This is a genomic window from Thermodesulfobacteriota bacterium, assembly GCA_040757775.1.
In the GTDB taxonomy this organism is placed as follows: domain Bacteria; phylum Desulfobacterota; class UBA8473; order UBA8473; family UBA8473; genus UBA8473.
On sequence record JBFLWQ010000003.1, the window covers coordinates 55,978 to 80,401 of the forward strand.

At 37.7% G+C, this 24,424-nt stretch carries 19 protein-coding genes; all 19 read right to left on the reverse strand.

All coding sequences use genetic code 11. The features are described from left to right. Window positions 1-3: 3 nt before the first annotated feature. The 19 genes from AB1401_02840 to AB1401_02930 all read right to left on the reverse strand — a co-directional run bounded on the left by AB1401_02840 (window position 4) and on the right by AB1401_02930 (window position 24,389). On the reverse strand, window positions 4-792 hold the full coding sequence (locus tag AB1401_02840; protein MEW6614395.1) for a class I SAM-dependent methyltransferase: 789 nt from the start codon (window positions 790-792) through the stop codon (window positions 4-6). A gap of 25 nt (window positions 793-817) precedes the next feature. Beyond that, the gene (locus tag AB1401_02845; GenBank protein MEW6614396.1) at window positions 818-2,116 is read right to left on the reverse strand and encodes a flippase; all 1,299 of its coding nucleotides are present in this window, start codon (window positions 2,114-2,116) and stop codon (window positions 818-820) included. 140 nt (window positions 2,117-2,256) lie between these two features. Beyond that, the gene (carB, locus tag AB1401_02850) at window positions 2,257-5,442 is read right to left on the reverse strand and encodes a carbamoyl-phosphate synthase (glutamine-hydrolyzing) large subunit (GenBank protein MEW6614397.1); all 3,186 of its coding nucleotides are present in this window, start codon (window positions 5,440-5,442) and stop codon (window positions 2,257-2,259) included. Beyond that, on the reverse strand, window positions 5,435-6,502 hold the full coding sequence (gene carA / locus AB1401_02855) for a glutamine-hydrolyzing carbamoyl-phosphate synthase small subunit (GenBank protein ID MEW6614398.1): 1,068 nt from the start codon (window positions 6,500-6,502) through the stop codon (window positions 5,435-5,437). Before carA ends, carB begins: the two co-directional genes overlap by 8 nt. 297 nt (window positions 6,503-6,799) lie before the next feature. Further along, window positions 6,800-8,698 carry an asparagine synthase (glutamine-hydrolyzing) gene (gene asnB, locus AB1401_02860; GenBank protein MEW6614399.1) on the reverse strand — a complete coding sequence of 633 codons (1,899 nt, stop codon included), beginning with the start codon at window positions 8,696-8,698 and terminating at the stop codon, window positions 6,800-6,802. A gap of 9 nt (window positions 8,699-8,707) precedes the next feature. Then, window positions 8,708-9,562, reverse strand: coding sequence for a dTDP-4-dehydrorhamnose reductase (gene rfbD, locus AB1401_02865; GenBank protein ID MEW6614400.1), 855 nt, complete (start codon window positions 9,560-9,562; stop codon window positions 8,708-8,710). A gap of 12 nt (window positions 9,563-9,574) precedes the next feature. Next, the gene (locus tag AB1401_02870) at window positions 9,575-10,645 is read right to left on the reverse strand and encodes a glycosyltransferase family 4 protein (GenBank protein MEW6614401.1); all 1,071 of its coding nucleotides are present in this window, start codon (window positions 10,643-10,645) and stop codon (window positions 9,575-9,577) included. A gap of 19 nt (window positions 10,646-10,664) precedes the next feature. Further along, a complete protein-coding gene (locus tag AB1401_02875; GenBank protein ID MEW6614402.1) occupies window positions 10,665-11,966 on the reverse strand; it encodes an FAD-dependent oxidoreductase in 1,302 nt (433 codons plus the stop codon). 34 nt (window positions 11,967-12,000) lie between these two features. Then, window positions 12,001-13,194, reverse strand: a complete 1,194-nt coding sequence (locus AB1401_02880; GenBank protein MEW6614403.1) for a glycosyltransferase — start codon at window positions 13,192-13,194, stop codon at window positions 12,001-12,003. A gap of 37 nt (window positions 13,195-13,231) precedes the next feature. Further along, on the reverse strand, window positions 13,232-14,539 hold the full coding sequence (locus tag AB1401_02885) for a hypothetical protein (GenBank protein ID MEW6614404.1): 1,308 nt from the start codon (window positions 14,537-14,539) through the stop codon (window positions 13,232-13,234). A 56-nt stretch (window positions 14,540-14,595) separates the two neighbouring features. Next, window positions 14,596-15,345, reverse strand: coding sequence for a class I SAM-dependent methyltransferase (locus AB1401_02890; GenBank protein MEW6614405.1), 750 nt, complete (start codon window positions 15,343-15,345; stop codon window positions 14,596-14,598). After that, a complete protein-coding gene (locus AB1401_02895; GenBank protein MEW6614406.1) occupies window positions 15,342-16,445 on the reverse strand; it encodes a DegT/DnrJ/EryC1/StrS family aminotransferase in 1,104 nt (367 codons plus the stop codon). The genes AB1401_02890 and AB1401_02895 overlap by 4 nt, the downstream gene beginning before the upstream one ends. Before the next feature lie 3 nt (window positions 16,446-16,448). Continuing rightward, a complete protein-coding gene (locus AB1401_02900) occupies window positions 16,449-17,408 on the reverse strand; it encodes a Gfo/Idh/MocA family oxidoreductase (GenBank protein ID MEW6614407.1) in 960 nt (319 codons plus the stop codon). Window positions 17,409-17,489: 81 nt separating this feature from the next. Beyond that, window positions 17,490-18,947 (reverse strand): NDP-hexose 2,3-dehydratase family protein, encoded by a 1,458-nt coding sequence (locus AB1401_02905; protein MEW6614408.1) that lies wholly within the window; start codon window positions 18,945-18,947, stop codon window positions 17,490-17,492. Window positions 18,948-19,012: 65 nt separating this feature from the next. Further along, on the reverse strand, window positions 19,013-19,423 hold the full coding sequence (locus AB1401_02910; protein ID MEW6614409.1) for an FdtA/QdtA family cupin domain-containing protein: 411 nt from the start codon (window positions 19,421-19,423) through the stop codon (window positions 19,013-19,015). A gap of 21 nt (window positions 19,424-19,444) precedes the next feature. Beyond that, window positions 19,445-20,218: a glycosyltransferase family 2 protein gene (locus AB1401_02915; protein MEW6614410.1), complete on the reverse strand. Its 774-nt coding sequence runs from the start codon at window positions 20,216-20,218 to the stop codon at window positions 19,445-19,447. Beyond that, complete coding sequence (locus tag AB1401_02920; GenBank protein MEW6614411.1) at window positions 20,211-22,004, reverse strand: hypothetical protein; 1,794 nt, start codon at window positions 22,002-22,004, stop codon at window positions 20,211-20,213. Before AB1401_02920 ends, AB1401_02915 begins: the two co-directional genes overlap by 8 nt. Window positions 22,005-22,024: 20 nt before the next feature. Then, the gene (locus AB1401_02925; protein ID MEW6614412.1) at window positions 22,025-23,587 is read right to left on the reverse strand and encodes a glycosyltransferase family 39 protein; all 1,563 of its coding nucleotides are present in this window, start codon (window positions 23,585-23,587) and stop codon (window positions 22,025-22,027) included. Then, window positions 23,568-24,389, reverse strand: coding sequence for a glycosyltransferase (locus AB1401_02930; protein ID MEW6614413.1), 822 nt, complete (start codon window positions 24,387-24,389; stop codon window positions 23,568-23,570). Before AB1401_02930 ends, AB1401_02925 begins: the two co-directional genes overlap by 20 nt. Between the last annotated feature and the right edge of the window lie 35 nt (window positions 24,390-24,424).

Below are 24,424 nucleotides of genomic sequence, written 5' to 3' on the forward strand. Positions count from 1 at the left end.
GTATCAATTACTATTTTTCAACTCAAGGATAGTTGAAAAGCCCAGGTATTTCAGTGGAAAGAAACAACCAAATGACCGTGAGATAAAAAACGAAAAGGTACCCAAAATTCTCTGAAGTATCGCAGGCAATCTTACTAAGGTACTTCCTGGCAAGAAATAAAATCCGTAAATATTCTTTATGTGAAGATTTTTAGAAGCAGTAAAACGAATAAATTCCCGAGACGAATATATATATTTATGACTAGAATCCCATGCACTCCATTTGTAGTCCCTTACAAAAATTTTTATTAGCTTTCCCTCAACTCCTGACAGAGAAAATCGATTTGGTGTAGAAATGTAGATAACAGCATCAGGCTTTGCAACTCTTAAAATCTCATTGATAACTCTTTCATGATCACATTTTGGAAGATGTTCTATGATTTCTAGAGCAATAATAGTATCAAAATAGGCATTCTGGAAAGGCAGGTTTCTAATATCAGCACATATAAAACTTGATTTTGGTAGATTTTTGTTTACATATCTTGTGCCTCTTATTAAGAATAAATCCATGTCACAACATATACTCTTTGATGAACGCCTTTCATAATATTTCACCATCTCACCAATACTGCAGCCTGTATCTAAGACAATCCCACTCAGGGATTTATTAAAAACCCTGCGCATTAGTTTTATTCTATATTTGTCAAATTGACTTAATTCCGTATGGAGTTTCTTTGTTCGGGTAAATTCTGCAATGTCATCAATATCCCTTGCTTTTTCTAATCTCCTTTCCAATTCTTTTAAACGATTCATTGTATACTCTTAGTTAATCGAGGAATCAAATAAGATCTGACATAACCGGTATTTTATGCTCAATTACCTTTTTCTTTTGAACCGATGATATTAAAGTCCTGCCGAAATAAAATAGTAACCCTGTTGTCAAAATTTCGCTAATAACAGTTGCAATAGATGCCCCGTTTATACCTAATTGTGGAATCATAATTAAATTCAGGATAATATTACATATAACTCCAGCTAAATATAGCCCGCATACTATTAACTGTTTCTCCAATCCATATAAGAATTTTTCTATTATAGGTTTAATAAAAAAAATTGGCAAAACCAGGGAAAGGATAAAAAAATAGTTCTTGGCATTTTCAAATTCTCTTCCATATATTAGTTCGATTGCTTTGTCTCCGAATAGATAACATAAACCCACGCCGCCAAACCCAAATATGAATAAAGTGGTTACAGCTCGCTTAAAAATCTTCTGTAAATTATCATATGATTTAGATAATTTTGAGAAGACTGGCAGGAACACATAGGATAACGTTATTGGTATAATGAAAAATTGCTCTAACAGTTTATAGTCAGCATTATACCATCCTGCTGCTACATCTCCTTCCATCACAGATAGCATTATAACATCTACTCTAAAGTTGATTAGTGCTAATATATAACCGAGGGCAAAAGGAAAGCTGTTCGCCAGGAGATAACGCCATAAATCTGAGGAAAAAGTAAAAGAAGATTTTTTATAATTAAAAATGAAAATTACAAAATTTATAAGGAAGTTCACAATACTTACTATAAGCAGGGCAATTGCTATCAGAATCGCACCATGAAGATCAAATTTTGATTTAATGGCTAAAAATACCATACCTATCTTTAGCACACCCTCTATAACCATTAAGATTGCTTCATATCCCATAGTTTCTTTAACCCGGAATAGAGACCGGAAGAAATACACAAATGAATCAAGAATTACAGACAACCCAAGGATTGAAATGATCCAGAATTTTTCAATGCCAAAAGAAAATCTCCAGCCCAACAAAATAATTATTGAATAGAATACCAGGCTTACAAAAATTTTAAGTGTAACAATATTGTTGATATATTTTTCAAAGAGATTCTTTTTTGAGACTACATCCCTTATAAAAAGTTCTGAAAAACCAAAATCAGAGAGAAATATAAACACCCACACAAAAGATAGTCCATAGGAAATTTGCCCAAAACCCTGTGCGCCTAAAAACCGTGCTATCCATATCATCATAATTAACATAATGAGTTTGTAGACAACCTGTGCGGCAATGAGGCTCGAAAAGTTCTTGGTAATTCTGTATGTTATATTTTTATTCATCACTGGTTTTAGAGATATTAACGCAGAACTGTAAAGGGGAAACCTCTTTCATTTATAACTGGTTATTCAATACCTACCAATTGACCAGCTTAATTATCACTTTAATCCATATAGGGCACACTCTGATTAGAGGCTTATTGTTAGTATTCATCCCAGCTTTTTATTTCCAGACTTTCCAAATTTTTATTGGCCAGAGTTTCTGCAAAGCGATTGGCTAATTGTATGTTCGTTATAAGGCTGACCCCAAAATCAACCGCTTTCCTCCTTATTATGTAGTCGTTAGTAAGTTCTTCCTCTTGTGTATTTTTCGGTATGTTAATAACCAAGTCTATTTTACCATCTTCGATATGAGAAACTACGTTTGGACTCTTTTCTTCCAGAGGCCAGAAAAGTGTGGTGGTTTCTATACCGTGTTTTTTCAGAAAATCGGCTGTTCCTCTTGTGGCGTATAGTGTCATACCTAAATTGCTCAGTAACTTTGCGCTGGAAAGAAATTCCACCTTGTTTTGCAAAGGACCTGTGGAGAGCAAAACACTTTTTATGGGGAATTTAAAACCAACGGAGATTAATGACTTCAAAAATGCCCCCTCAAAGTCTTCGCCTATACAACCAACTTCTCCAGTTGAAGCCATTTCGACTCCGGTAACGGGATCTGCACCATGAAGCCTTGTGAAGGAAAACTGTGGGGCTTTGACTCCACAGTATTCGAGTCCAAAAAAAGAATTTGCTTTCTTTTCAACAGGATAATCCATAATAACTTTTGTAGCGGTTTCTATCAGATTCGTCTTATAAACTTTGGAAACAAATGGGAAGCTTCGTGATGCCCGCAGGTTACACTCGATAACACTGACTTTATTTCCCTTTGCAATAAATTGTATATTAAAAGGTCCTTTAATCTCAAGTTTGTTTGCTATTTTTGAAGTATAGTCCTTAATTTGTCTGATAGTTTCTAAAAAAGTCCTCTGAGGTGGCGTTACCAGGGTAGCGTCACCTGAATGAACCCCAGCATTTTCCACATGTTCTGATATCATAGACACTATTATTTCTCCATTTTTAGCTACAGCGTCTATATCAATTTCCTTTGCATCTTCAATAAATTTACTGACCACGATAGGGTGTTCTTTGGAAACGACTACCGCCCTTTTCAGTATATCGATCAGTTCTTTATCGTTTAGGGCAACACCCATTGCGGCACCACTCAAAACGTAGGAGGGACGTACCAAAACCGGGTACTCTATTTTGGAGGCAAAATTTATAGCATCTTCTCTGGATGAGAGTTCTTTCCAGACTGGTTGCTCAATATTAATTGAATCCAGCAGGCTTGAAAATTTTTCCCTGTCTTCTGCCTTATCTATGGAAAATGGATGGGTGCCAAGAATCTTTACTTCACTTTCGAAAAGCTTCATAGCCAGGCTGTTAGGAATCTGTCCACCCATAGATACTATTATACCGATGGGTTTTTCTTTTTCATAAACACCAACAATGGTTTCGAGATTCAATTCATCAAAATACAGGCGATCACATTCGTCATAATCTGTACTTACCGTTTCCGGATTATAATTGATCATAATAGTGTTAAATCCAAGCTGTTTCAATACCCTGACTGTATTTACACAGCACCAGTCAAATTCCACTGAACTTCCAATCCGATAAGCACCGGAACCCAGCACGATAACAGAATTTTTCTCAGTGAAATCAACATCATCTTCAATTCCATTATATGTAAGATACAGATAATTTGTTTTCGCTGGATATTCCGCTGCTAAGGTATCAATTTGTTTTATACATGGGATGATACCGTAGCCCCTCCGTATCAACCGAACCTGCTCCTCGCTTGATTCCAGATATTTGCTGATTTGTAAATCAGAGAATCCTGCCTGTTTAGCCATTTTAAGGATAAAACTGGGGCATTGTCTGTCCCTGAATTTCTTTAACTCATCGGCTATTTCGACTATCCTTTTGATTTTGTATAAGAACCACTTATTTATATGGGTCATTTCATAAATCTGGTCAATTGTGAATCCATCTGTAATAGCTGAAGGGATAGCAAAAATTCTCTCATCCGTTGGCTTGATTAGTTCTTCTGAAACGTCTTCAAATTTTATGTTTTCATTCCCGACCAGACCAAGGACATCAATTTCTAACATGCGGATTGCTTTTTGTAATGCTTCTTCAAAGGTACGCCCAATTGCCATCACCTCGCCAACGGATTTCATTCCTGTACCGATGTGTTTAAACACATTTTTGAACTTTTTTAAATCCCATCGTGGTATTTTTACCACAACATAATCTAATGCCGGCTCAAAACATGCGAAAGTGGTATGCGTGATCGAGTTTTTCAATTCAGCCAGGCTAAATCCTAAACTCAACTTAGCTGCAATTAAAGCTAAAGGGTATCCTGTTGCCTTTGATGCCAGAGCTGAACTTCTTGAGAGGCGGGCATTTACCTCAATTACGCGGTAATCATCTGATTTGGGATCTACTGCGAACTGTATATTGCATTCGCCAACTATTCCCAGGTGTCTTATAACTTTAATGGAAACTTCACGCAGCTTATGATATTCATAATTATTTAAAGTTTGACTCGGAGCTACAACAATACTTTCGCCGGTGTGAATACCTAAAGGATCAAAATTTTCCATATTACAGACACATATGCAATTATTATAGTAATCTCTCATTACCTCATATTCTATTTCTTTCCAGCCTTCCAGATATTCTTCAATCAGGATTTGTTTTGTATATGAGAAGGCTTTTGCAGACAGATGTTGAACTTCTTCTTCGTTATAACAGATACCAGATCCCAGCCCTCCTAAAGCATATGCCATTCTTATTACAACTGGAAAACCTATATCTCTGGTAACTTGAATCGCCTCTTCTACACTGCTCGCGGTCTTACCAACAGGGAACTTCACATTTATCTCATCCAGTTTTTTTGCAAAAATGTGTCTGTTCTCTGTGGACTCGATTGCCTCTATCGGGGTTCCAAGAACCCTGACATTGTATTTTTTAAAAATACCTTTTTCGTTGAGTTTAAGACCACAATTTAAGGAGGTCTGTCCCCCAAAGCCTAAAATGATTCCGTCTGGTTTTTCTTTTTGTATAACTTTCTCAACAAAATACTCGTTCACGGGTAAAAAGTATACCTTGTCTGCCAGACCATCAGAGGTTTGGACAGTTGCTATGTTCGGATTGATTAATATTGTATATATTCCTTCCCCTTTCATCGCTTTAATAGCTTGACTGCCTGAGTAATCAAATTCGCCTGCCTGACCTATTTGCAATGCAGAACTTCCCAGAATAAGAACCTTGTCGAACCTATCCATCAAGTATTCCTATGAACTGGTCAAAAATAAAAGAGGTATCCGTTGGTCCTGGAGATGCCTCTGGATGGAACTGTACACCATAAAAGGGCTTGGCTATATGTCGGATACCTTCATTAGTCCCGTCATTCAAATTAGAGTACCATGGAACCCATCCTTGTTGAAGTGACTCAGCACTAACGGCATAACCATGGTTTTGCGACGTAGTGTAGCAATGTTTACTGCCAACCTCAAGGCAGGGCTGATTTTGGCTTCGATGACCAAATTTTAGTTTGTAAGTATCAGCTCCTGCGGCAAGAGCTAAAATTTGATTTCCAAGACAAATACCAAGGATGGGCAAATTACGTTCTATTATTTTTCTGACATTGTAAATAGTTTGTTTGTACATCTCCGGATCACCAGGCCCATTAGAAACCAAAAGCCCATCGAATTTTTCATTGGACACATCATAATCCCATGGCACACGCAGAATAGAAACCCCTCTGTTGAGAAGAGAACGAATAATACCATTCTTGCATCCGCAATCTAAAAGAGCGATCCTCTTTTTACGCCCTGCCTCATAAAATACTGGATCTTTAATACTAACAAAGACAGCGAGGTTTTCCTTGTTAGGATTATAAAAACCGGGGTCGTTATCCATGTAAATGATTTTGCCAAGCATAGCCCCCCTGTCTCTCAATTTTTTTGTCAGAGATCTTGTGTCAACCCCATATATACCCGGAATCTCCTGGCTTTTAAGCCAGTCATCCAGACTTTGCTCTGCGCTCCGGTGGTCATTATTCAGTGAGTATTCAGAAACAATTAGCCCCTGTACCTTAGCGTTATCAGATTCATAGAAGTTCAATATCCCATCTCGTCTGCTGAAATCTGGCATCCCATAATTTCCTATCAAAGGATAGGTGAACACCAGTATCTGTCCTTTGTAGGAAGGGTCGGTCAGAGATTCAGGGTATCCGACCATCCCTGTATTAAAAACTACCTCGCCGGCAACTGACTTTTGATGCCCAAAAGGGTATCCATAATAAACCGAACCGTCCTCAAGTATGAGTTTGCTTACAGACATATTTATAATGACTTACTTAGTTCGAGAGCTTTGCAAAAGTACCCCTTTTCGCTTCAGCATACATTTTTTGACCCATCTAAGCTCGCTTCATTGAAAATTCAGAAACTCCCCACCTCTGGCGGGTCAACCATGTGAATTTTCTACATTACGCTCGCCAAGGTGGGTTCCCCAAAAAATCTATGAATTCGCTCTCAGAGGACTTTTTCAAAGCTCTCGGCAGGTTGTGTAAAGGTCTCAGTTCATCGCGAAAAATTTCAGGATGGACTACTAAGAGGTTTGTTTAGAAGTTCCCTGTAATCAGAAACTGTCTCTGTCAATAAACTCTCTATGCCAGAGTTCCAGCATAAGCAATGTCCACAGATGATAGCTGTAATCTTCTTTCCCACCGATGTGAGAATGAACCAACTCCCTGACCCTTTCAGGCTTAAAGTAACCTCTCTTCAGGCAAGTATTCGACAGGAGGTTTTCAGACAAAAAATCCTTCAGATCTTCCCTGAACCACTTGGCAATTGGTACGCCAAAGCCCATTTTCGTCCGGTGCAGGTTTTCAGAAGGAAGTTGACTGTTGAAAGCCTTTTTTAGAAGATACTTGGATTGCCGTCCATGCAGTTTGAAATTGGAAGGAAGTCGGGCTACAAATTCCATGAGGACATGATCCAGGAAAGGGGATCGCGCCTCCAGTGAGTTTGCCATACTGGTTATATCTACTTTAACCAGAAGGTCATAAGGTAAATAGGTATGGGTATCAGTATTGAGAAGGGTATCAACTGGGTCGAGATAATCATGATTGTTAAAAAACGGTGCAAGTAGATCGATGGAAGAAACTTTTCCCAGTGTATTCTTAAACTCTTCAGAATATAAACCCGTCTTGTCCCTCTCTCTAAAGACACTTATCCACCGAAAATACCGCTCAATTGGAGATAAAGATATCCCTTGAAAAAACCTTTTAATCCTTCTGAGTTTACTTTTTGGGTTAATCGAATCTGGGGAAAGTATCTCTATTGGATATGCCAGCATCTTCTTGAAGAAGTCAGGCAGGTTGTCCAGATATGATGATAATTTAAACCCAAAGTATCTATCATAGCCGGCAAAAAGTTCATCGCCTCCATCACCATTAAGGGCTACAGTGATGTGTTCTCGTGTAATCTTTGAAAGATAGTAAGTCGGGATAGCTGAAGAATCCGCATATGGTTCTCCATAGTGCCTGATCAGAGTAGGAAGGATATCCAGGGCTTTAGGTTTTACAATAAATTCATGATGGTCGGTTCCATACAGTCTTGAAACCCTTCTTGCATATCTTAGCTCATCGAAATCCTGCTCTTCAAAACCGATAGAAAAGGTTTTTACAGGGCCATTTGTAAATTCACTCATTAGGGCTACCACAGTACTTGAATCTATGCCTCCGCTTAAAAATGCCCCCAATGGTACCTCACTTATTAAACGAATCTTAACCGATTCTCTTAATAACTCCATGAGCGTCTCAATAGCGTCTTCTTCTGATATCTGTAGCTTTGGATAGTAATGTAATTGCCAGTATGGCTGAACCTGAATAGTATCTCCATCGTAAGTCAGAGAGTGTCCCGGAGGAACCTTAAAAATACCTTTAAATATTGTCAGGGGAGCGGGGATATATGTGTAGCTGAGAAAATAATTTATTGCCTCAGTATCTATTTCTCTACCGAGTCCTCTGTGTTTTAAAAGGGACTGGATTTCAGATGCGAAAAGGAGGGTTCCATTGGAAAGACGTGTGTATACCAAAGGCTTTTTACCTACTCTGTCTCTAGCCATAAAGAGTTTCTTTTCATTTTTATCCCATAAAGCAAAGGCAAACATTCCCCTGAAATGCTTAACACAGTGTGAACCAAAACTCTCATAGGCATGGACAACAACCTCAGTGTCACTACTGCTTTCGAAGTGATGTCCCATGGTCTCTAATTCTTTACGAAGTTCCAGGAAATTATAGATTTCTCCATTCAGTATTACCCAGACAGACTGGTCTTCATTGCATAGGGGCTGCTGACCGGTTTTGACATCAATAATGGAAAGTCTGCGATGACCAAAGGCAATACCTGATTCTAAATCAACAAAATACCCTTCCTCATCCGGTCCCCGATGAGAAAGAGTGTTCGTCATATCTTTTAAAGAGTGTAAGTCAACACCGCTATTAGGATTGTAGATGCCTACTATTCCGCACATTCTTGTATCTTACTTATCGTCAAAACTGAGAAGATATTCTTTTAAAGCATCCTTCCAATGGCTCATGTGGTTCCATCCTAAGAGGTCTAATTTCATGTTCCGCATGGCTTCAGAGTGAGCTCTTGGGGCAGGTAATGGAAAGTGGGCAGAATTAACGGGGGTTATTTTTATGTCAGTATTTAGAATTTTTGCCATTTCACAGGCTATCTCATACCTGCTGCAAGTACCTTTATTGGTCATATGAAATAACCCATAATAATCTGTTTTTAGCAGCTCCCTGATTCCTGTAACCAGTTCTTTCGCATAGGTTGGACTTCCAATTTTATCATAAACGATTTTTAGTTCTTTTTCTGTGTTCATCAATTTTTTAATTTTGGCTACGAACTTTTTATCCTTTTCTTTTCCCCCTATCATCCAGCCAGCACGAACGATAAAGTATTTTCGCAAAAATTTTTCCACTACCTCTTCACCCTTCAATTTTGTTATGCCATAAACATTAGCTGGGTTTGGCGGGTCAAATTCAGTAAAGGGGCCTGCCTTGCCATCGGCACCAAAAACCCCTGCAGTGCTGATATATACCATAATGATATCCTTTTCATGGCAAGCTAAGGCTACATTCTGGGTTCCCAATACATTGATTTTGAAAGCGTAATCAGGGTCCTTTTCACATAAATCCACATCGGTTTCTGCTGCCAGATGTATTACATGAGTATAATCATTTTCGGAAATCTGTTTTTTTACCGCATGATAATCACCGATATCCAGTGTATCAATATCTGTAAAGACTAACTCTTCATCAAATGTAGCTTTTATTTCATGAAAATAGCTGCCTACCATACCATTTGAGCCAGTTAATAAAATCATTCATCTACCTCCTTAAACTAATTGTGTGATAACTCGATGGAAGAGAGGGGCATTATGGTTCAGGGAAAATCTTTCTTCAACTGTTTTTCTGCCGGCATTGCCAATCTTAACCCGTAATTCTGGGTTTTCAAAAAGTCTGGATAGTTTTTCAAACCATTCTTCCTCTTTTGATGCCAAAAAACCATTCACGCCATCTTGAACAATGTCTATATTTCCACCAACCCTCGAAACAACAGCAGGTACGCCAACCGACATATATTGAATTGTCTTAAAAGGGGTTTTTGCCTTTGAACGCTCGTCATCCGGGAGTGGATATATCCCTATGTCCAGTTTCTGAAAGTCATCAACCTCCTCTTCTAACGTCCATTCTTTGTTAATTATATTTACCCCGGGTATCCTGAAGTCTTTTCCAGCACCGATTATCTTCAAGTAAAAATCATACTTTTTAGCTAGCGAGATAAAGACTTTTGTAAGTGGCTCAAGACAATATGATGTAGTATGACTCCCAATCCAGCCTACAATAGGTTTCTTATTGTGAAAGCTGAAATCCTTTAATTTAAATTTCTCGGTGTCAATAGATGTTGGAATAACCGTAACATTATTATTATAGGGATAAACAAGGTCTCTCATATATTTATTACAAACAATTATATGACTGCTTAACCCCAGAATTTGGTAAAATTTATGGGGACATTTCAAATAGTTTATGAATTTATTATTGGTTGTGAAATTTGGTAAATAAATTGCATCCTCAAAATCGTATATAATCGGTTTGTTTAGCTTTGAAAAAAACCACTCTAATATAGCCGGGCCAAATGGAAATGATTCTATATGTACAAAAACTACATCGTATTCGTTGCCTTTGATTACATCCAAACATCTTCTTAACGAAGCCAAGAAAAAATACAAACATTTTTTTGTTAGATTGCCTCTTTTGTAAAGAATCTTAAAGAAATCGGACGAAATAAATGGTTGAAGAGAATAATCAATCCCTTTTCCCTTAAGGTAAGGCAGATATTGCTCCACTCTGTATCTGTTGCTGGGGCCTTCAGTAGGATAAGGAACAATGAATAATACGTTCATGAGTTTCCTTAAGAATAGTTTAACCTTTAATTCTATTCTGCTCTTTTATATGATCTATGGCTCTCTTGCCGTCTAAAATTGAATCGTCCATCCAATAGTATTCCCAGCTGCCATATCTACCCGCTGTATAGATATTGTTATCCATCAAAAATTTCTTGATTATAGATGAATTCTTGCTCCGATTGTGGTCATATATGATGTATCCATACTTTATATCACGAGTATCTATTAACTCTATTTTATCATTACGTTTTAGGACCTTAGCTTTAATTAAGTCTTTTATCACCCTGTCCACTATTGTACCTTTATCAAGTTCTTTAAACTGTGAATATGAAATTTCAGACGTAATCGAGCTTTTCCCTTCTGGGACTGAGTTTTCAAGGAAATTCTTTGGGAAACTTATCCGAAAAAAAGAATAATCTCCCTGGGGATAATAAATCCAATGGGCATCATTTAAATTAGGATTCTTAATCCCCAAATTAACGCAAAAAATTGAATTGTATCTCAAGCCTTGTGAGGCATTGACTACCTCCCCGGGTAAATCATGTATTATTTTCACTAATTCTGGAAGTGGTGTAGTAGAGATTAACTTGTCGTACCTTTTTTTGAAGCCATCACTAAACGTGATTTCCTTTTTCTGAATGTCTACTCCAATAGCCTCTTTATTTAAAAATATCTCTGAATTAATGGAGTAAAATGCATCTGGAATAGTGCATATCCCGTTTTTTTTGGGATATCTGAACGTCCAATTTGGACCGAAACCTTTCTTCTGGTCGCTTAATGCACCTTCCAGAACCTCTTCCAACTCTGGTCTGGGAATTCTTGAATCTGGCCAATCGGCTGTCATCTCCTTTGGGGGAATAGTCCAGAATTTTTCACTATAAGGTATCAAGAAGTGCTCAGCAATCCCTTTACCAAAAGTTGCATATATCCAGTCTTCGTAATTGTCATAATTAATACTGTCTTTGTTGTACACATCGATGAATCCGAGAAGACAATCTTTAACCACTTTAATCGGTAACCCGTAAGTGTTTGCCTGAAAGGGATATCTCGTCAGTGTATTATAAGAATATATCCAGGCTCGCCTGCGCTGAACAAGTAGGGGCGCATTTAAATTCTTGATCAAAAGGTTTAAAACATAATCGTTCTTTGTATGTAGGACGTGAATGCCAAGATCAAAGGTATAACCTTTGATCTTCGGTGACCTACATGTGCCGCCGACCTCTTTCTCCTTTTCATATATTGTACCGCCACCGTGGTAAGCAGCACTTAAACCTGTCAAACCAGCTCCTAAAATAACTATATTCATATTTTCTGACAACGTTTTTCTCCTCTTGCCGATGCTTTGGGAACACCTACACCTGTAATCTCTGATAGATTTTCCAGTACTCTTCTGTCCCCATCTCAAGGGAAAAGTACCTTTGGGCTACTTTTCTACATCTTTCCTGAAGGGAATTGCCCTCTCTGAGCAGCTCTTTCAGAGCTTCAATGGCCCGAGCGTAGGACTTTTCAGTATACTCATCTATCACTACCCCCACTCGTTCCTTCTGGACAATTTGGTCACAATCACCGATTCCAGAGTTTATAACCACTGGAACTCCACAGGAGAGGCTCTCTCCAAACTTAATGGGACAGCAACCGACCCCGGAAAGAGGACGATGATAGAAAATCAAAGAAATAGTAGATTGTTTCAGTATAGTTGGAACTTCCGGGTGAACAACTGAAGTAATGAGGTAGTTATTTGATTCAATACTATAATCTGAGAGAGTCTCTGAGATAAGAGGTAAATCATTGTTGGTTATAGCCAAGAAAAATGCATTGGGTATCTCCTCTCTGAGTAAACTGTAGAAATGAACTATTTCGTCGAAACGGTAAAAGGTACCTACACTGCCCAGATAAGTAACGATGAAACGCCCCTGTGGTATATTCAAATTCGAATTATCACTCGGACATGGTTTAAAGTGTTCCATGTCCACGCAGCAGGGGATTACAGATGCATGATTATGTTTGAATTTCTCCTCAAGGGTCTTTCTTGCTTTCTTTGTCAGAACAACGATCTCGTCAGATCCACAAATAAAAATCCTCTCCATGTATTTGGTTAATCTGTAGAGCGTACCCTCCGGGAACCATGCTTTTGCGTCTGCCTTTTCATCTGCCCAGAACCCTCTCATATCAAAAATGAAACTAACTTTAGTTAATTTCTTTATAAGCAGGGCTATCAAACCTGTGATATACCCCCTGGCATGGATGATTTTAATACCATCACGCCAGGTGATAAATAGCCCTACCAACAGTCCCTGTATTATATCAAAAGATGTTGCAGCAACAATGGGTTTCTTGTGATAACGGAGTGGAATCCATTTTATACCTTTAGTTATAAGATCGCTTTGAATGGTTGCAGCATATGTTGACATCAATTTATCCTTCTTTTCAAAACTTATCAGGGTTATTGAGGCTCCCTTTGTTATCAATCCAGACAAATATGGAATAACCTGTGATTGACCTACTGGATCAAGAATTCCATCGTATGATATGTAGAGGACATTCATTGTGTTGCTATGACCTTTCTAAAAATTTAATTTTGCTTTAAACAGGAAGGTTTTTCTCATAATTTTCTGGTTTTCTGAAAATACCGATAGAGATGAAAATGAAGATGAGATAGAGTACTGCTGATTTGTGTCTAAAAAGTGTCCCGCTGTTACCTTCAACATAACCTAACATAAGCATGATAAAAACCATAAAGAAGATTAGAGGAAAAGTTTCGCTGAATTTGTTCTTCCAGCAATAAGAAATCCCTTTAAGGAAAAGGGGAAACATGAGATAGAATATTAACATTTCAGGTAGGGCTATAATTTGGGCAGCTGAACCTATTTGCCAGGGAAAAGGTGAAAACCAGGCGTAGATTGATGCTATAGGCAAAAAAAGTAACGCATCCATTGGAGTCGATATATTGAACCCAGGCATAATAGCCAAATTTCCATACGCCTTAGCCTCTCTACCTACGGCGATAAATTTTAGTATCGTTGTTTCCCCTGTCATCCTTATCATCAGAGGCTCTAGAAGATTAGAAAAATATATTACACTGATTGATGCTGCTGTAAACCCAATAGCCATAAAAAGAAGTAGGATCGTTTTTCTACAGGTGCCGCCTAGTAGAGTGATTAACGCAAGAAAGAAAGTTAAGAGAAGACTGGGGATAAAGAGAGGACTTAACTTATACAAAACATAGAGAGGAAAAATACTGAGTAAAAAATAGAACATATTAAACTTACGTATGGTTTTGAGCCATAGAAAAAATACAAAACATAACATCAAATTGATTATCGGCTCTTTAAAATTCTGAGTCGACCAGAAGATTACCGATGGAAAAAATCCTCCAAATGTGGCGCATAGTATAGCTGCTTTTTTGTCAAGTAATTGTTTGGTTATTGAGTAAAGAAAGATGATGACTAAAGCACCTAAAAAGGAATTAATGAAAAATAGACTCAAGGGGCTTCTGCCAGTCATCTGGTAAACTCTGGCAACCCAAAAATGATAGCTGGTTAAAGTCCAGCCAAGGTTACTCTCTCTTAGATAGAAGAATGGATCTACCTCAAACCCTGCGTTATGACGCTGGGCAATATACCACCCGTTTAAATCATAACCCACTCCGTCATTGTTAAGTAAATATCCTTCAACCCCGGTATTTCCGTAAGAATAGGATAAAAGGAATAACAAAGTACTGAGAAAAACTCTGATAGCAAAAGCTATAATGAAAAGAGAGAAAATAGTTTTAAAGTCATGAGGCTCCATCAAAATGGTAACAAAAAGAGCGATAACAATACCAAAAAGAAGAATGACGAAAGGTGCTACGTCCTCTCTGGGTACCCAGACAAAGCTAATTCCCCCTAACAAGAAAACTCCAATGATAAAATATAACTTGGCAGAGTATGAATTAAGATTGTAATTTCTCATGGTTTCCTGGCTAAACAGAATAGGGAACTTCCCACCGGAAGATCAAAATAGTTGATAATTCTGTTTTCAAATTGAGAAATGAAATTTAAAAAACCATTCAGCCAGAAAGGTAGAGATTTCAAATCGGACTGAGTAGACTCATGTTTTCTCAACCGATCAGTCAACCTTTTTATGGAGATGATTGGGAATAAAATCATATGACGATAGCTACATTTTACTATTTCAAAACCGGATATTTGTATTTTTTTGCACAGCTTAATCCTGGTATAACGCTCTCTTGTCCAGATTACCCTATCGTGGTGACCTCTCAGGAATTCAAAAGCCGGCAAATTTAAAATCAAGAGACCTCCTTTCTTAGTAACCCTGTACATTTCTTTTAGTGATTTTTCGTCGTCATTCACATTCATGTGATAGAGAACATCCAGAGAAATAAGTATATCTACCGACTCATTATCCAGAGGTATATGTTCTACTGAGGCTTGTAAAAAGTGAGTATTTTCTCTGTGTTGGCAATGAATTAAAGCTAAAGGAGATAAATCTGCACCAATAAGGGTCCAAAGAGGGTATATCTTTTGCAGAGCATTGAGTAGCCCACCTGTACCGGATCCCGCGTCTAAAAGAATTATTGGCGTGTTATCATAAGGATGAATACGTTTCAGTGTATCGATAACCAATCTGTGTAGAGATTTATACCACCAATGAGAATTTTCAAGTTGAGCGATAGTTTTATATTCTTCCGGATTCATAAGTTATTTAATATTTCCTGGAGGGCAGTAATAACAGTTTGTTGTTCATTATCAGTTAAAGAAGGATACATTGGTAGAGAAAAAATTTCTCTGGAGGCTGTTTCTGTATGGGGTAAATCCCCCTCTTTGTAGCCTAAAAATTGATAACCTGTCATGGTGTGAATAGGCCATTGGTAACTTATATTGACGAGAATATCCCTTGTTTGCAGTTCAGATATAATTTTATCTCTTCTCGTATGACGGCATACGTATAAATAATAAACGTGTTTATTTCCCTGCATCGTTTTTGGTAAAGAGAGACTGGCTGGCAAAAGATTATCATATTGTCGGGCAAGAATTATCCTCCGGCTAATGTAATCATCAAGATGAGCCAGTTTACGCAGAAGAATCTCAGCATGAAGTTCGTCAAGTCTTGAATTATGACCATGCTCTACCGAATAATAAGTCTTTTCCATACCATAAAAACGCAGCCTCTTCAGCTTTACGTAAAGGCTTTCATCATCTGTTATTACCATTCCCCCATCTCCGTATCCCCCTAAAACCTTGGTGGGATAAAATGAGAAAGCTGCGAGGTCAGACATTGAACCTGCCTTTTCCCCATTAAAAGCTGCTCCGTGACTCTGGGCACAGTCCTCTACAACTCTCAATTCGTGCCTATTGGCTACCCTCCTTAAATCGTCCATGTTAACACATTGACCATAGAGATGAACAGGTAATATACATTTTGTTTTTTCTGTAATTGCATTTTCAAGTAATGAAGTATCCATGAGATATGTTCCTGGGTCTATATCAACAAAACGGGGTGCTGCGCCAGTAGAGACAATGGCAGAAACAGTCGGGACTGCTGTATTTGCTACCGTGATTACCTCATCTCCTGGACCTATTCCCAATGCTTTAAGCCCTAGGAAGAGGGCGTCTGTGCCACTATTGACACCTACTCCAAATTTAACTCCGCAGTACCTTGCGAATTTTTCTTCAAATTTCCTTACACTCTCTCCAAGAATTAAGTACCCTGATTTTAATACCTTTTCAATTGCAGCATGAATTTCTTCTTTTTCTTTTTCATATTCTTTTAGATAATCCCAAACCTTTATTGTCATATTTTACCCTTTAAAAGCGATTAAACGCAATCTGTGTAATACTGATGCGTCCGACAGTAAATCTTCAACGAACTTTCTAGAGTCTCCTTTTTGAATGCCTTCTATTACTTTTTGTAAAAAAAGGGAAAAACTATCAGCCTTGGGAGTCTTAAGAGAAGTGTTTTTATTATGCTGTTTTATGTGGATTTCGTTCTCCATTTCAGCTGGAATTGTATAGACGCGATCTATATCGATTGATACATCAGTCCCTAAGATATTAAGGTGGTTGCTGTATTCTGTATTGAAACCAAAATGGCCTATCATGGCTCTACCTTCTGAATAAATTGCGAGCATACTAAAAGACGTGTCTATATCATCGTTTCCGCTTCGAGTGCATACCCGGCAAAAAAATTCTTTTGGTTCATCATTAAAAAACAACCTTCCGGTTGCGACAGCGTAGGGACCAAGATCCCAAAGAGCACCACCTCCTGATTCCCTTTTATATCTGAAATCATCATGGTTTAAGGGTGGAAAAGAAAAGGTTGCCGTTAACTTGGTTGGTTCACTATTTATGCTGGAAAAGACATTTTTAACTGCTTGAATTTGAGGATGGTATGCAAATACGGTTGCTTCTGCCAAACATAGATTGTATTTTTGTGAGAAGTCTGCTAACCTTTTTGTGTCATCAATAGAGGTGAAAGATGGTTTATCAACAATTACGTGAAATCCCCTCTTAAGTGCTTTTTCCGCCCATTCTGCATGAGCACTGTTAACTATTGAAATGTAAACTAAATTTGCCTTGCTTTTAGACAGAGCCTTGTCGTAGTTGTCGAATATTTCACCTTTAAATTTATCAGGCAAGGATATTTTTAAAGCAGATGTGCGTGAAGCGATATCTATAGAGGTTACGGAAGATAGTTTCAGTAACGCAGGTAAAACTCGTTTTTGAACAATTCTGGAATATCCAATAAATAGTAGATGCATTTTACGACCTCAACATACTATTTTAATTGAAGTTATTATCTTTTATTGTTTGATTGTGAGGCAATGATAGACTGATTTATTTCATAATAAACTTAAACAAGAAAGCAGGCCTCTGGCTTCAATATTGAAGAAGTTGTATTTTGTGAATTCCATTATTTGGCCAAGTGTCATCCACATATAATTTTCAGGAATTTCCAATAAATCAGAAGGTTCTAGCTCAAGTACCATATATTTATTTTGAAAATGGTAAAAACGTCCACCTTCCTCAGATTGAACAGCAGAATATTTTATATGCCTGGATGAAGCATTCATAAATATATCTAAAAAAGGTGGTCTGGTAGGCTGTTGGATTCTATCTTCTGCACCGGAACATGACACAGTGGGAGCCATTTCAACGATATCGAAATTCCCGGGTTCCACTTTAGCCTGAACTAAAAAATGGAGTATGCCATTTATTTTTTTGGTGATAAAGCCTACGATACCATAAGAAGTGTGTTTCAATAAAGGTTGTGTCCATCTGTAAACTTCACGGCTTCCTGCCTTTACCGAAACTGCGATAACAGAGAAAAACTTGTTTTTATCATGAACAATTTCTCTTTCAGTACGTATCCAACCAGAAACATCCTTTAAAGGAATATGTTCAATCTTTAACTCATATCTTGTTTTTAATTCTGTGAACCAGCTGATTATTTCATCTGAACTGTGGCAGACATGTTTCCTGTCAATCATTGAAATAAATAAATCCCTGGGAAATCCGTCAAGCCTTTGGTTGAATAATTCTATCTGATCATGCTCCTTTGAAGGCAGTGATTCATAATAACGTTCCAGATTTTCATCAATAAATGGGAGGCAGGATAAAACCGATCTGGCATCCATGTTTACAAGATTGTCGATGGTTAAAAGCTTCTTAAGCTGGCATAATGTTAACCAGCAAAAATCATCGTGCAATTGAATGTCTTTATTCACTTCCACAATCATATTGCGGTTTCTTTTTCGAAGAAAGCGGGAACCCTGTTCAGTCTGTAACTGGTCGATTAAAAATTTTGATTTTGTTCTGTCAAGAAAATATTCAAGATAAACTGGCTCTTTGCCTTTATGTACCTGGGTGTAGTTACTTTTAGTGGCTTGAACGGTAGGAGACAACTGGATGATGTTTACATTGCCCGGTTCCATCTTTGCCTGCATGAGAAAATATTTAACACCGTCAAACTCTTTGGTTATAATACCGAGAATCCCAATTTCGGGCTGGTTGATAATCGGTTGGTCCCATTTTTTAATATGTCCAAAATTTGTATTTACCCTGATTCCTTCAACTTTGAAAAATTTTCCGGAATTGTGAACAAGATTTCGTGATTGACTTTCAAAATACCAGTTGTCAAATTCATTGAAAGGGATCTGTTCTACTGAGAACCGATGTGATGTTTTTCTGGAGTTAAACCAGGACATAAATTCATCCATGCTCTGGAATCGATTTTCTATTGTTAAAGCAGAGCGTAAAAAACCGGATTCTTTGGAATTAAGATTTCCTACCATATCCATTTTATGTTTTCTTTTGTTTTTTTAACATCGTTATTAAATTCATTTATGAATGTCAATCAGATGAGTTATGATTGTTCCCCCACAATTCTTATGTACTCTTCCCAGTTTCTTATTGATTTTAAAATATCATAATGAGTATTAGCCAGAACCAGACAAACTGCGTCATGAGAGAAGTCATAGAGTTTTATGAAAATCATTCTTGGGATATAGAGACCGCGTGTGGCATTATCCATTTCGTATGTTTTTGATGTCACTCCGTCAGCAATATCTATTTTAAATGTTCCAGAAGGGGCAATTATGACCTGATCTGTATCGATGTGAGCATGCCCGCCTCTGCCAGCTGTAATATGGTGCATATAAAAAATGCGCTTTATAGTAAAGGGAATATCTGTTCCACTTTCTATAGATGTTAATATACCTCGGGAATCCACTTTAGAAGGTAAATCAATCCATCTGATATTTTTCAATAGGTCCATGACAGTTTTTTTAAAGGGTTGTTACGTGTTATTATGGGAAACTCCCCTGTTGACAGGTTTTTCTTCATTATAGGCAATGTTTATTGGTATGTCCCGTTTAACCACAAGTTCGTACCAGAGGCGCAGTATGCTAAGAGTAGTCTTAAATAGACGTCTGAAATTGAAGAATTGAGATTTGCCATGTATTCGATGATAATGATGAACAGGGAATTCGGCAAAACGATATCCGGCCAGTTCCAGCTTTTTAACCACTTCCAGGCAGATAACACCACTGTTGTGGTGAAGGCTTATATGATTAAAGACGTGACGACGAATCAGGCGGAAGTCGCAATCCACATCACGAATATGGAAATTAAAGAAAAGACGCATAAGTCGAAGGTAAATTATACCGATGATAACCCGGTGAAGTGGGTCACCACGATTTATTTTATATCCATTAACAATATCTACACCATCCTGCATAACATTGAAGAGCTTACGAAGCTCGTAAACATCATATTGCCCGTCACCGTCGGTGTAGAAAATCAAATCCTTGGTGGAATTAAAAAAACCAGAACGCAGAGCTGCGCCATAGCCCTGATTTATCTCGTGAAAAACTAAACGTAGTCTGGGATATTTGTCTTGTAACTCAAGCAATAAATCTCTACTGTTATCCGAACTTCCATCATCTACGACAATAATCTCATAGTCATCGGTTAGACCTTTGGCTACGGCATCGGCTGCTACCACGAGACTTCCGATAGTTCCAGAGTCATTGAAGCACGGAAAGAATATAGACAGGCTAGGATTAGGCATTCCCCCTCCGCTGTTCGTTTTTGAATATATAAATCAGGTAGTTTTCATCACCATAAACCTTATAAATAGATTGAGCCATTTGAGATTGGCAAAGCAGATTCTTTTCTAAATCCCGTTTAGTGAGTACGTAGTCGACCTTGTATTTATGAATTAAAGATACAGGGTCTTTTAATTGAAGCATGGCATATTGTCTTTTTAGCCCTTCTATATATTCCTGATTTTTTGGACGGTTTCCCCCATACAATGCGTGAACCTGCATACCTTTGAACAGCCCTCCATCCAATATTTTAAAGAACGCCTCGGCTTTATCTTCAGCAACACCAAAGAAACTTAATGCAAAAAGATACCTTTCCTCAATTTCCATATCAGATAGTAAAGAAGCGATAAAAAAAGGATCTGAGATGTAAACGTAATTTTTAGTGTACGTGGTTATCAATTCCGAATGATCAAAATCAGGAGGGTAAGTCAGGATTACAGCATCTTTAGGTGTGTTTTTATCTATCCACTTGAGAGGTGCAGCCATGGCTTGCAGTTGTCTATTACCTTCAATATTTACCCTGTAATAATTGTTTTGCTGGATAAAACCCAGAACCAGTATCAAAAAACACACCATAAGAAAGATAATTTTCCCCCCAAATCTCTCTATTCCAGGTGGATAGTTTTTTGTCAATTTGCTTAAAAAACCATGAAAGAGGACAAAGATAGCCATGATCAAGAATGTCTTGTTAGTATAGCTTTGCCAATGGTATGGTTCAATGCTTTTTCCTGTTATGACCTGTTGGTTAAGACACGCAATGCCGCCTATAGCAAACGATAACAAAAACCAGAATTTTTCATCTCTCTTGATAATTCCCAGGTATCCACCTGAAATTATCAAAACAATCGCAAATATTTCTGTCAACGGGATTATAGGAACCCTTGTATGCATTCCTCCAAGCCTCTTGAAAAATTCTAGGTAGTCTGGATGGCTGCTTAATTCCCAGACGGTAAACCAATACGGTAACGAAATTATAAAAGAAATTGCATATGCCAGTATAATGTCCTTACATCGTTCTTTCTTTTTTTTTAAAATCCATTGGATGAGAAGGTAAACAAACATTCCAGCGTAAATAAATGTCCAGTAATAAACACTGATATAAAACAATATGCCAACTGTCATCCCTGCCAGAATAGCCCAATGTTTCTTATTGGTTAGAATCATTTGAAGGATAAAACACAAAGATAATAAGAAGGGGATGAAATGAAACTGTGGACTTATTGGCCTGGTGAAGAAAAGGGGGCGGTTACTAAAGGAAGAAAGAATAACTCGTATATTGGGACTTAACCAGTAATACCCTACCATAATCGTTAGGGCAATTATTACACCCATCCTGAAAGATCCAGAAAGCCTTTCTGCCAGTTTGAAAAACAGAATGAATAGGATTGTGGGTAAAAGTAAAGTACCCCAGATGTCCAGTCCCCCGACTGATATGCCAAAAATCTTTCCTAAGTTTCCAAGGATAAACTCAGACAAACCAGGTTGAATAATAGGGTCGTTTCTGTGTTCGTATATGCCAGGGTTGGCTAGCCTCCAATCACCCTTGTAGATTCCTGCTATTCGGCTGAGATAGGTGGGTTCATCGCCTGCTCCTAGAAAACCTATTCCTTTAAAACCTGGACCCAGGTCATGCAAGAACCTGACATCAGGATATACATGCAGGAACCCAACTGTAACAGCAATCAAGATAAGGACAATTATGCGAAACATCTTCTGATTATTCACTTTTGCCAGCTTATTAATTTCCAAGTCTTATCTGGGCATCCTTTTTAGTTTCTTTTTACATAAAGAGACAAGAAAATAATATCCTGAAAATTTTTTTCCTCTTCCTTCTTATAACCTTGCTGCATAGCTAATACTTCGAATTGCTTTATCAGTGATTGATATCTAATCGAATTATAGGCAGTCCCTGTAAACCATAAATAAAAGCTTTCATTTTTATCCAGTATTTCGGATATATTTGTCAACTGGTCGGTTGAACTTATTACGGCAGGGTTTTTTAACGAACTTTTTTTTGGTAAAGAAGAAAACTGAATTAATATTCGATCTACAGGGTTAGGGATACTGATAACTACTTTTGATTTTTCGTTCTTAGTGAGGTAATTTACGACTTCCTCGTAAGGATAGGAGTTAAAGCTCCATACACGGGCTGTCAGGAATAAAAAAAAACATCCAGCTAATGTTATGAGTCCATAACGTAGCAATTTGGGAGAGAAGGAAAGCAATGCACCTGCTATCAGAACGCCGGATAATATCGAACTTTGAACAAAATAGCGGGGGTTAATTGCCAGCTTGCCGACACCTGCGATACCTAAATCACCAAGGATGGAGAGTGAAAGAATACAGATGAGAGGTACAAAAATTAAACAAGCCACAAGGAAGGTAGCATTGCTTAGCTTTTCTTTTCTACGAAGGAACTTATATCCTTTGATTAATAAATAAATGCCAATGGCAATAGCAGCTCCGGAAACTATCAGAAAGGCAATAAAAGAGAAATGGCTTGAATATCTGAGACTTCCTGTAACATCATCAAAATGGAAAACACTGAGAAAGGTTTTTAATATGGCCCCAATATGAATTTCCCCCCAGTAGAAACCCATTCTGCTTTCATGAAGGAACTGGACTTTAGTGGTGATATTGTCCCTCAGATGAGCCATCTGCCCTTGTTGAACAAAAAACCAGGGAAGGTATCCGAACCCTACCAGCATATGCCCGATTAACCATTTTAAAATAAATGGTCGTTGAACTTTCAATAAGTATATTCCACAGATAAAAACGCTCAGTATAATAAATATTGAATAATAGAAAGTATACAAACTCAGTAGCGCTAACAGTAGGTATAATAAAATATTCGATAGAGATGCCGGATTTTTTTCTTTAGATTCCTCCATAATGTTTATGAAAAATGAAACGGATAAAAGGCTGAAAATAAGTGCCAGGACGTATGGTCGTGAATACTGTGAAACGAAAATCAACTGCGGTGATATAGCGGAAAGAACATAGGATATGAGGGCAATTTGGGTTCCAAATAGTCTTAAAACCAGGTGGTATAAAAGAACACAGACTAAACTGCCACACAAAACAGAGAATAAACGTAGCCAAACGATATTGCCTGAGATTTGTCCCCAGAGATGAATAAGAAAATAAAAAAGCGGAGGGTGGGCATCAAGAAATCTATCAGCAATAATCTGCCCCCAAGCTCCGTTTACAGCCTTTAGTGAGTAGCCTTCATCCAAAATAGGCTGTTTGTTTATCCCTGGCAATCTGAAGACTAATGCTATTACTATTAGAAGGAAATACAAAGGGATGTGTTTATGGAATAGTTTTAACATAATTATTTTTTGGAGGTTGTGTATATTGGTATTCTAGAAATTTTTGTCTGACAGATTCTTTATAATTTGAACTTTTGAACAGTTCTTTCCTAATAACACGAAGATAGCCCATGATAGTCTCTATACGCTTCATTTTGCTTTTCCCTATGCGAGCACTGCATACTAGTTCCATGGGTACTTCAGTTATTTTTAGTTCCAGTCTGTTTAGTTTTATTATCATTTCAATCATGCAGGCAAATCCTTTTTCCTCAATTAAGTTGGGTCCGTAAACCGAGTAGGCTGCTTTTAGCATTTCTGCCTTGAAGGCACGGTAAAAAGAGCTGTAGGTATGAACATTTCTAATTCGAAAAAGGGTTTTAACCAGGAGGTTAGCTCCATAACTCAGAATTATTCGATCCCAGGAAGTATTTAATACTTTACCGCCGTTAGCGTAACATGATGCCAATACAACGTCGTAACCAGTATCTATCTTGTGTAGCATTTTATCCAGTATGCCCAGGTCACTGGTATTGTCTGCTTCTTTAGTAACTATAATGTCTCCAGCCTTTATTTGACTCAGGGTATATTGAAAACCTGTTCTGAATACCTGACCAACATTTTTGTTGGTTTCATGGTTTAGAATTGTAATTGGATATAACTTTTGATAATTTTCTAATAAGGAGAGAGTGCCGTCCGTGCTGCCATCGTTAACCACAATTAATCTATAGGGTAAATTCAGCTCTTCCATTTTATTTGCAGTGAGTTTAATTAAACTAAGAATATTTTTTTCCTCGTTATATGCTGGGATGATAAAGATTATCAAAAAGTTTGCCTCATTTTTAATTGTAGCAGGTTAAT

What these genes read in the sequence shown, in the direction of transcription:
- AB1401_02890 (MEW6614405.1), bottom strand. Translation starts at nt 15,345, where the DNA reads ATGAATCCGGAAGAATATAAAACTATCGCTCAACTTGAAAATTCTCAT.
- AB1401_02910 (MEW6614409.1), bottom strand. Translation starts at nt 19,423, where the DNA reads ATGGACCTATTGAAAAATATCAGATGGATTGATTTACCTTCTAAAGTG.
- AB1401_02900 (MEW6614407.1), bottom strand. Translation starts at nt 17,408, where the DNA reads ATGCATCTACTATTTATTGGATATTCCAGAATTGTTCAAAAACGAGTT.
- carB (MEW6614397.1), bottom strand. Translation starts at nt 5,442, where the DNA reads ATGGATAGGTTCGACAAGGTTCTTATTCTGGGAAGTTCTGCATTGCAA.
- carA (MEW6614398.1), bottom strand. Translation starts at nt 6,502, where the DNA reads ATGTCTGTAAGCAAACTCATACTTGAGGACGGTTCGGTTTATTATGGA.
- AB1401_02870 (MEW6614401.1), bottom strand. Translation starts at nt 10,645, where the DNA reads ATGAACGTATTATTCATTGTTCCTTATCCTACTGAAGGCCCCAGCAAC.
- AB1401_02895 (MEW6614406.1), bottom strand. Translation starts at nt 16,445, where the DNA reads ATGACAATAAAGGTTTGGGATTATCTAAAAGAATATGAAAAAGAAAAA.
- asnB (MEW6614399.1), bottom strand. Translation starts at nt 8,698, where the DNA reads ATGTGCGGAATAGTAGGCATCTACAATCCTAATAGCGGTGTTGACTTA.
- AB1401_02840 (MEW6614395.1), bottom strand. Translation starts at nt 792, where the DNA reads ATGAATCGTTTAAAAGAATTGGAAAGGAGATTAGAAAAAGCAAGGGAT.
- AB1401_02915 (MEW6614410.1), bottom strand. Translation starts at nt 20,218, where the DNA reads ATGCCTAATCCTAGCCTGTCTATATTCTTTCCGTGCTTCAATGACTCT.
- AB1401_02880 (MEW6614403.1), bottom strand. Translation starts at nt 13,194, where the DNA reads ATGAATGTCCTCTACATATCATACGATGGAATTCTTGATCCAGTAGGT.
- AB1401_02905 (MEW6614408.1), bottom strand. Translation starts at nt 18,947, where the DNA reads ATGGATATGGTAGGAAATCTTAATTCCAAAGAATCCGGTTTTTTACGC.
- AB1401_02845 (MEW6614396.1), bottom strand. Translation starts at nt 2,116, where the DNA reads ATGAATAAAAATATAACATACAGAATTACCAAGAACTTTTCGAGCCTC.
- rfbD (MEW6614400.1), bottom strand. Translation starts at nt 9,562, where the DNA reads ATGATTTTATTAACTGGCTCAAATGGTATGGTAGGCAGCTATTTTCAT.
- AB1401_02925 (MEW6614412.1), bottom strand. Translation starts at nt 23,587, where the DNA reads ATGTTAAAACTATTCCATAAACACATCCCTTTGTATTTCCTTCTAATA.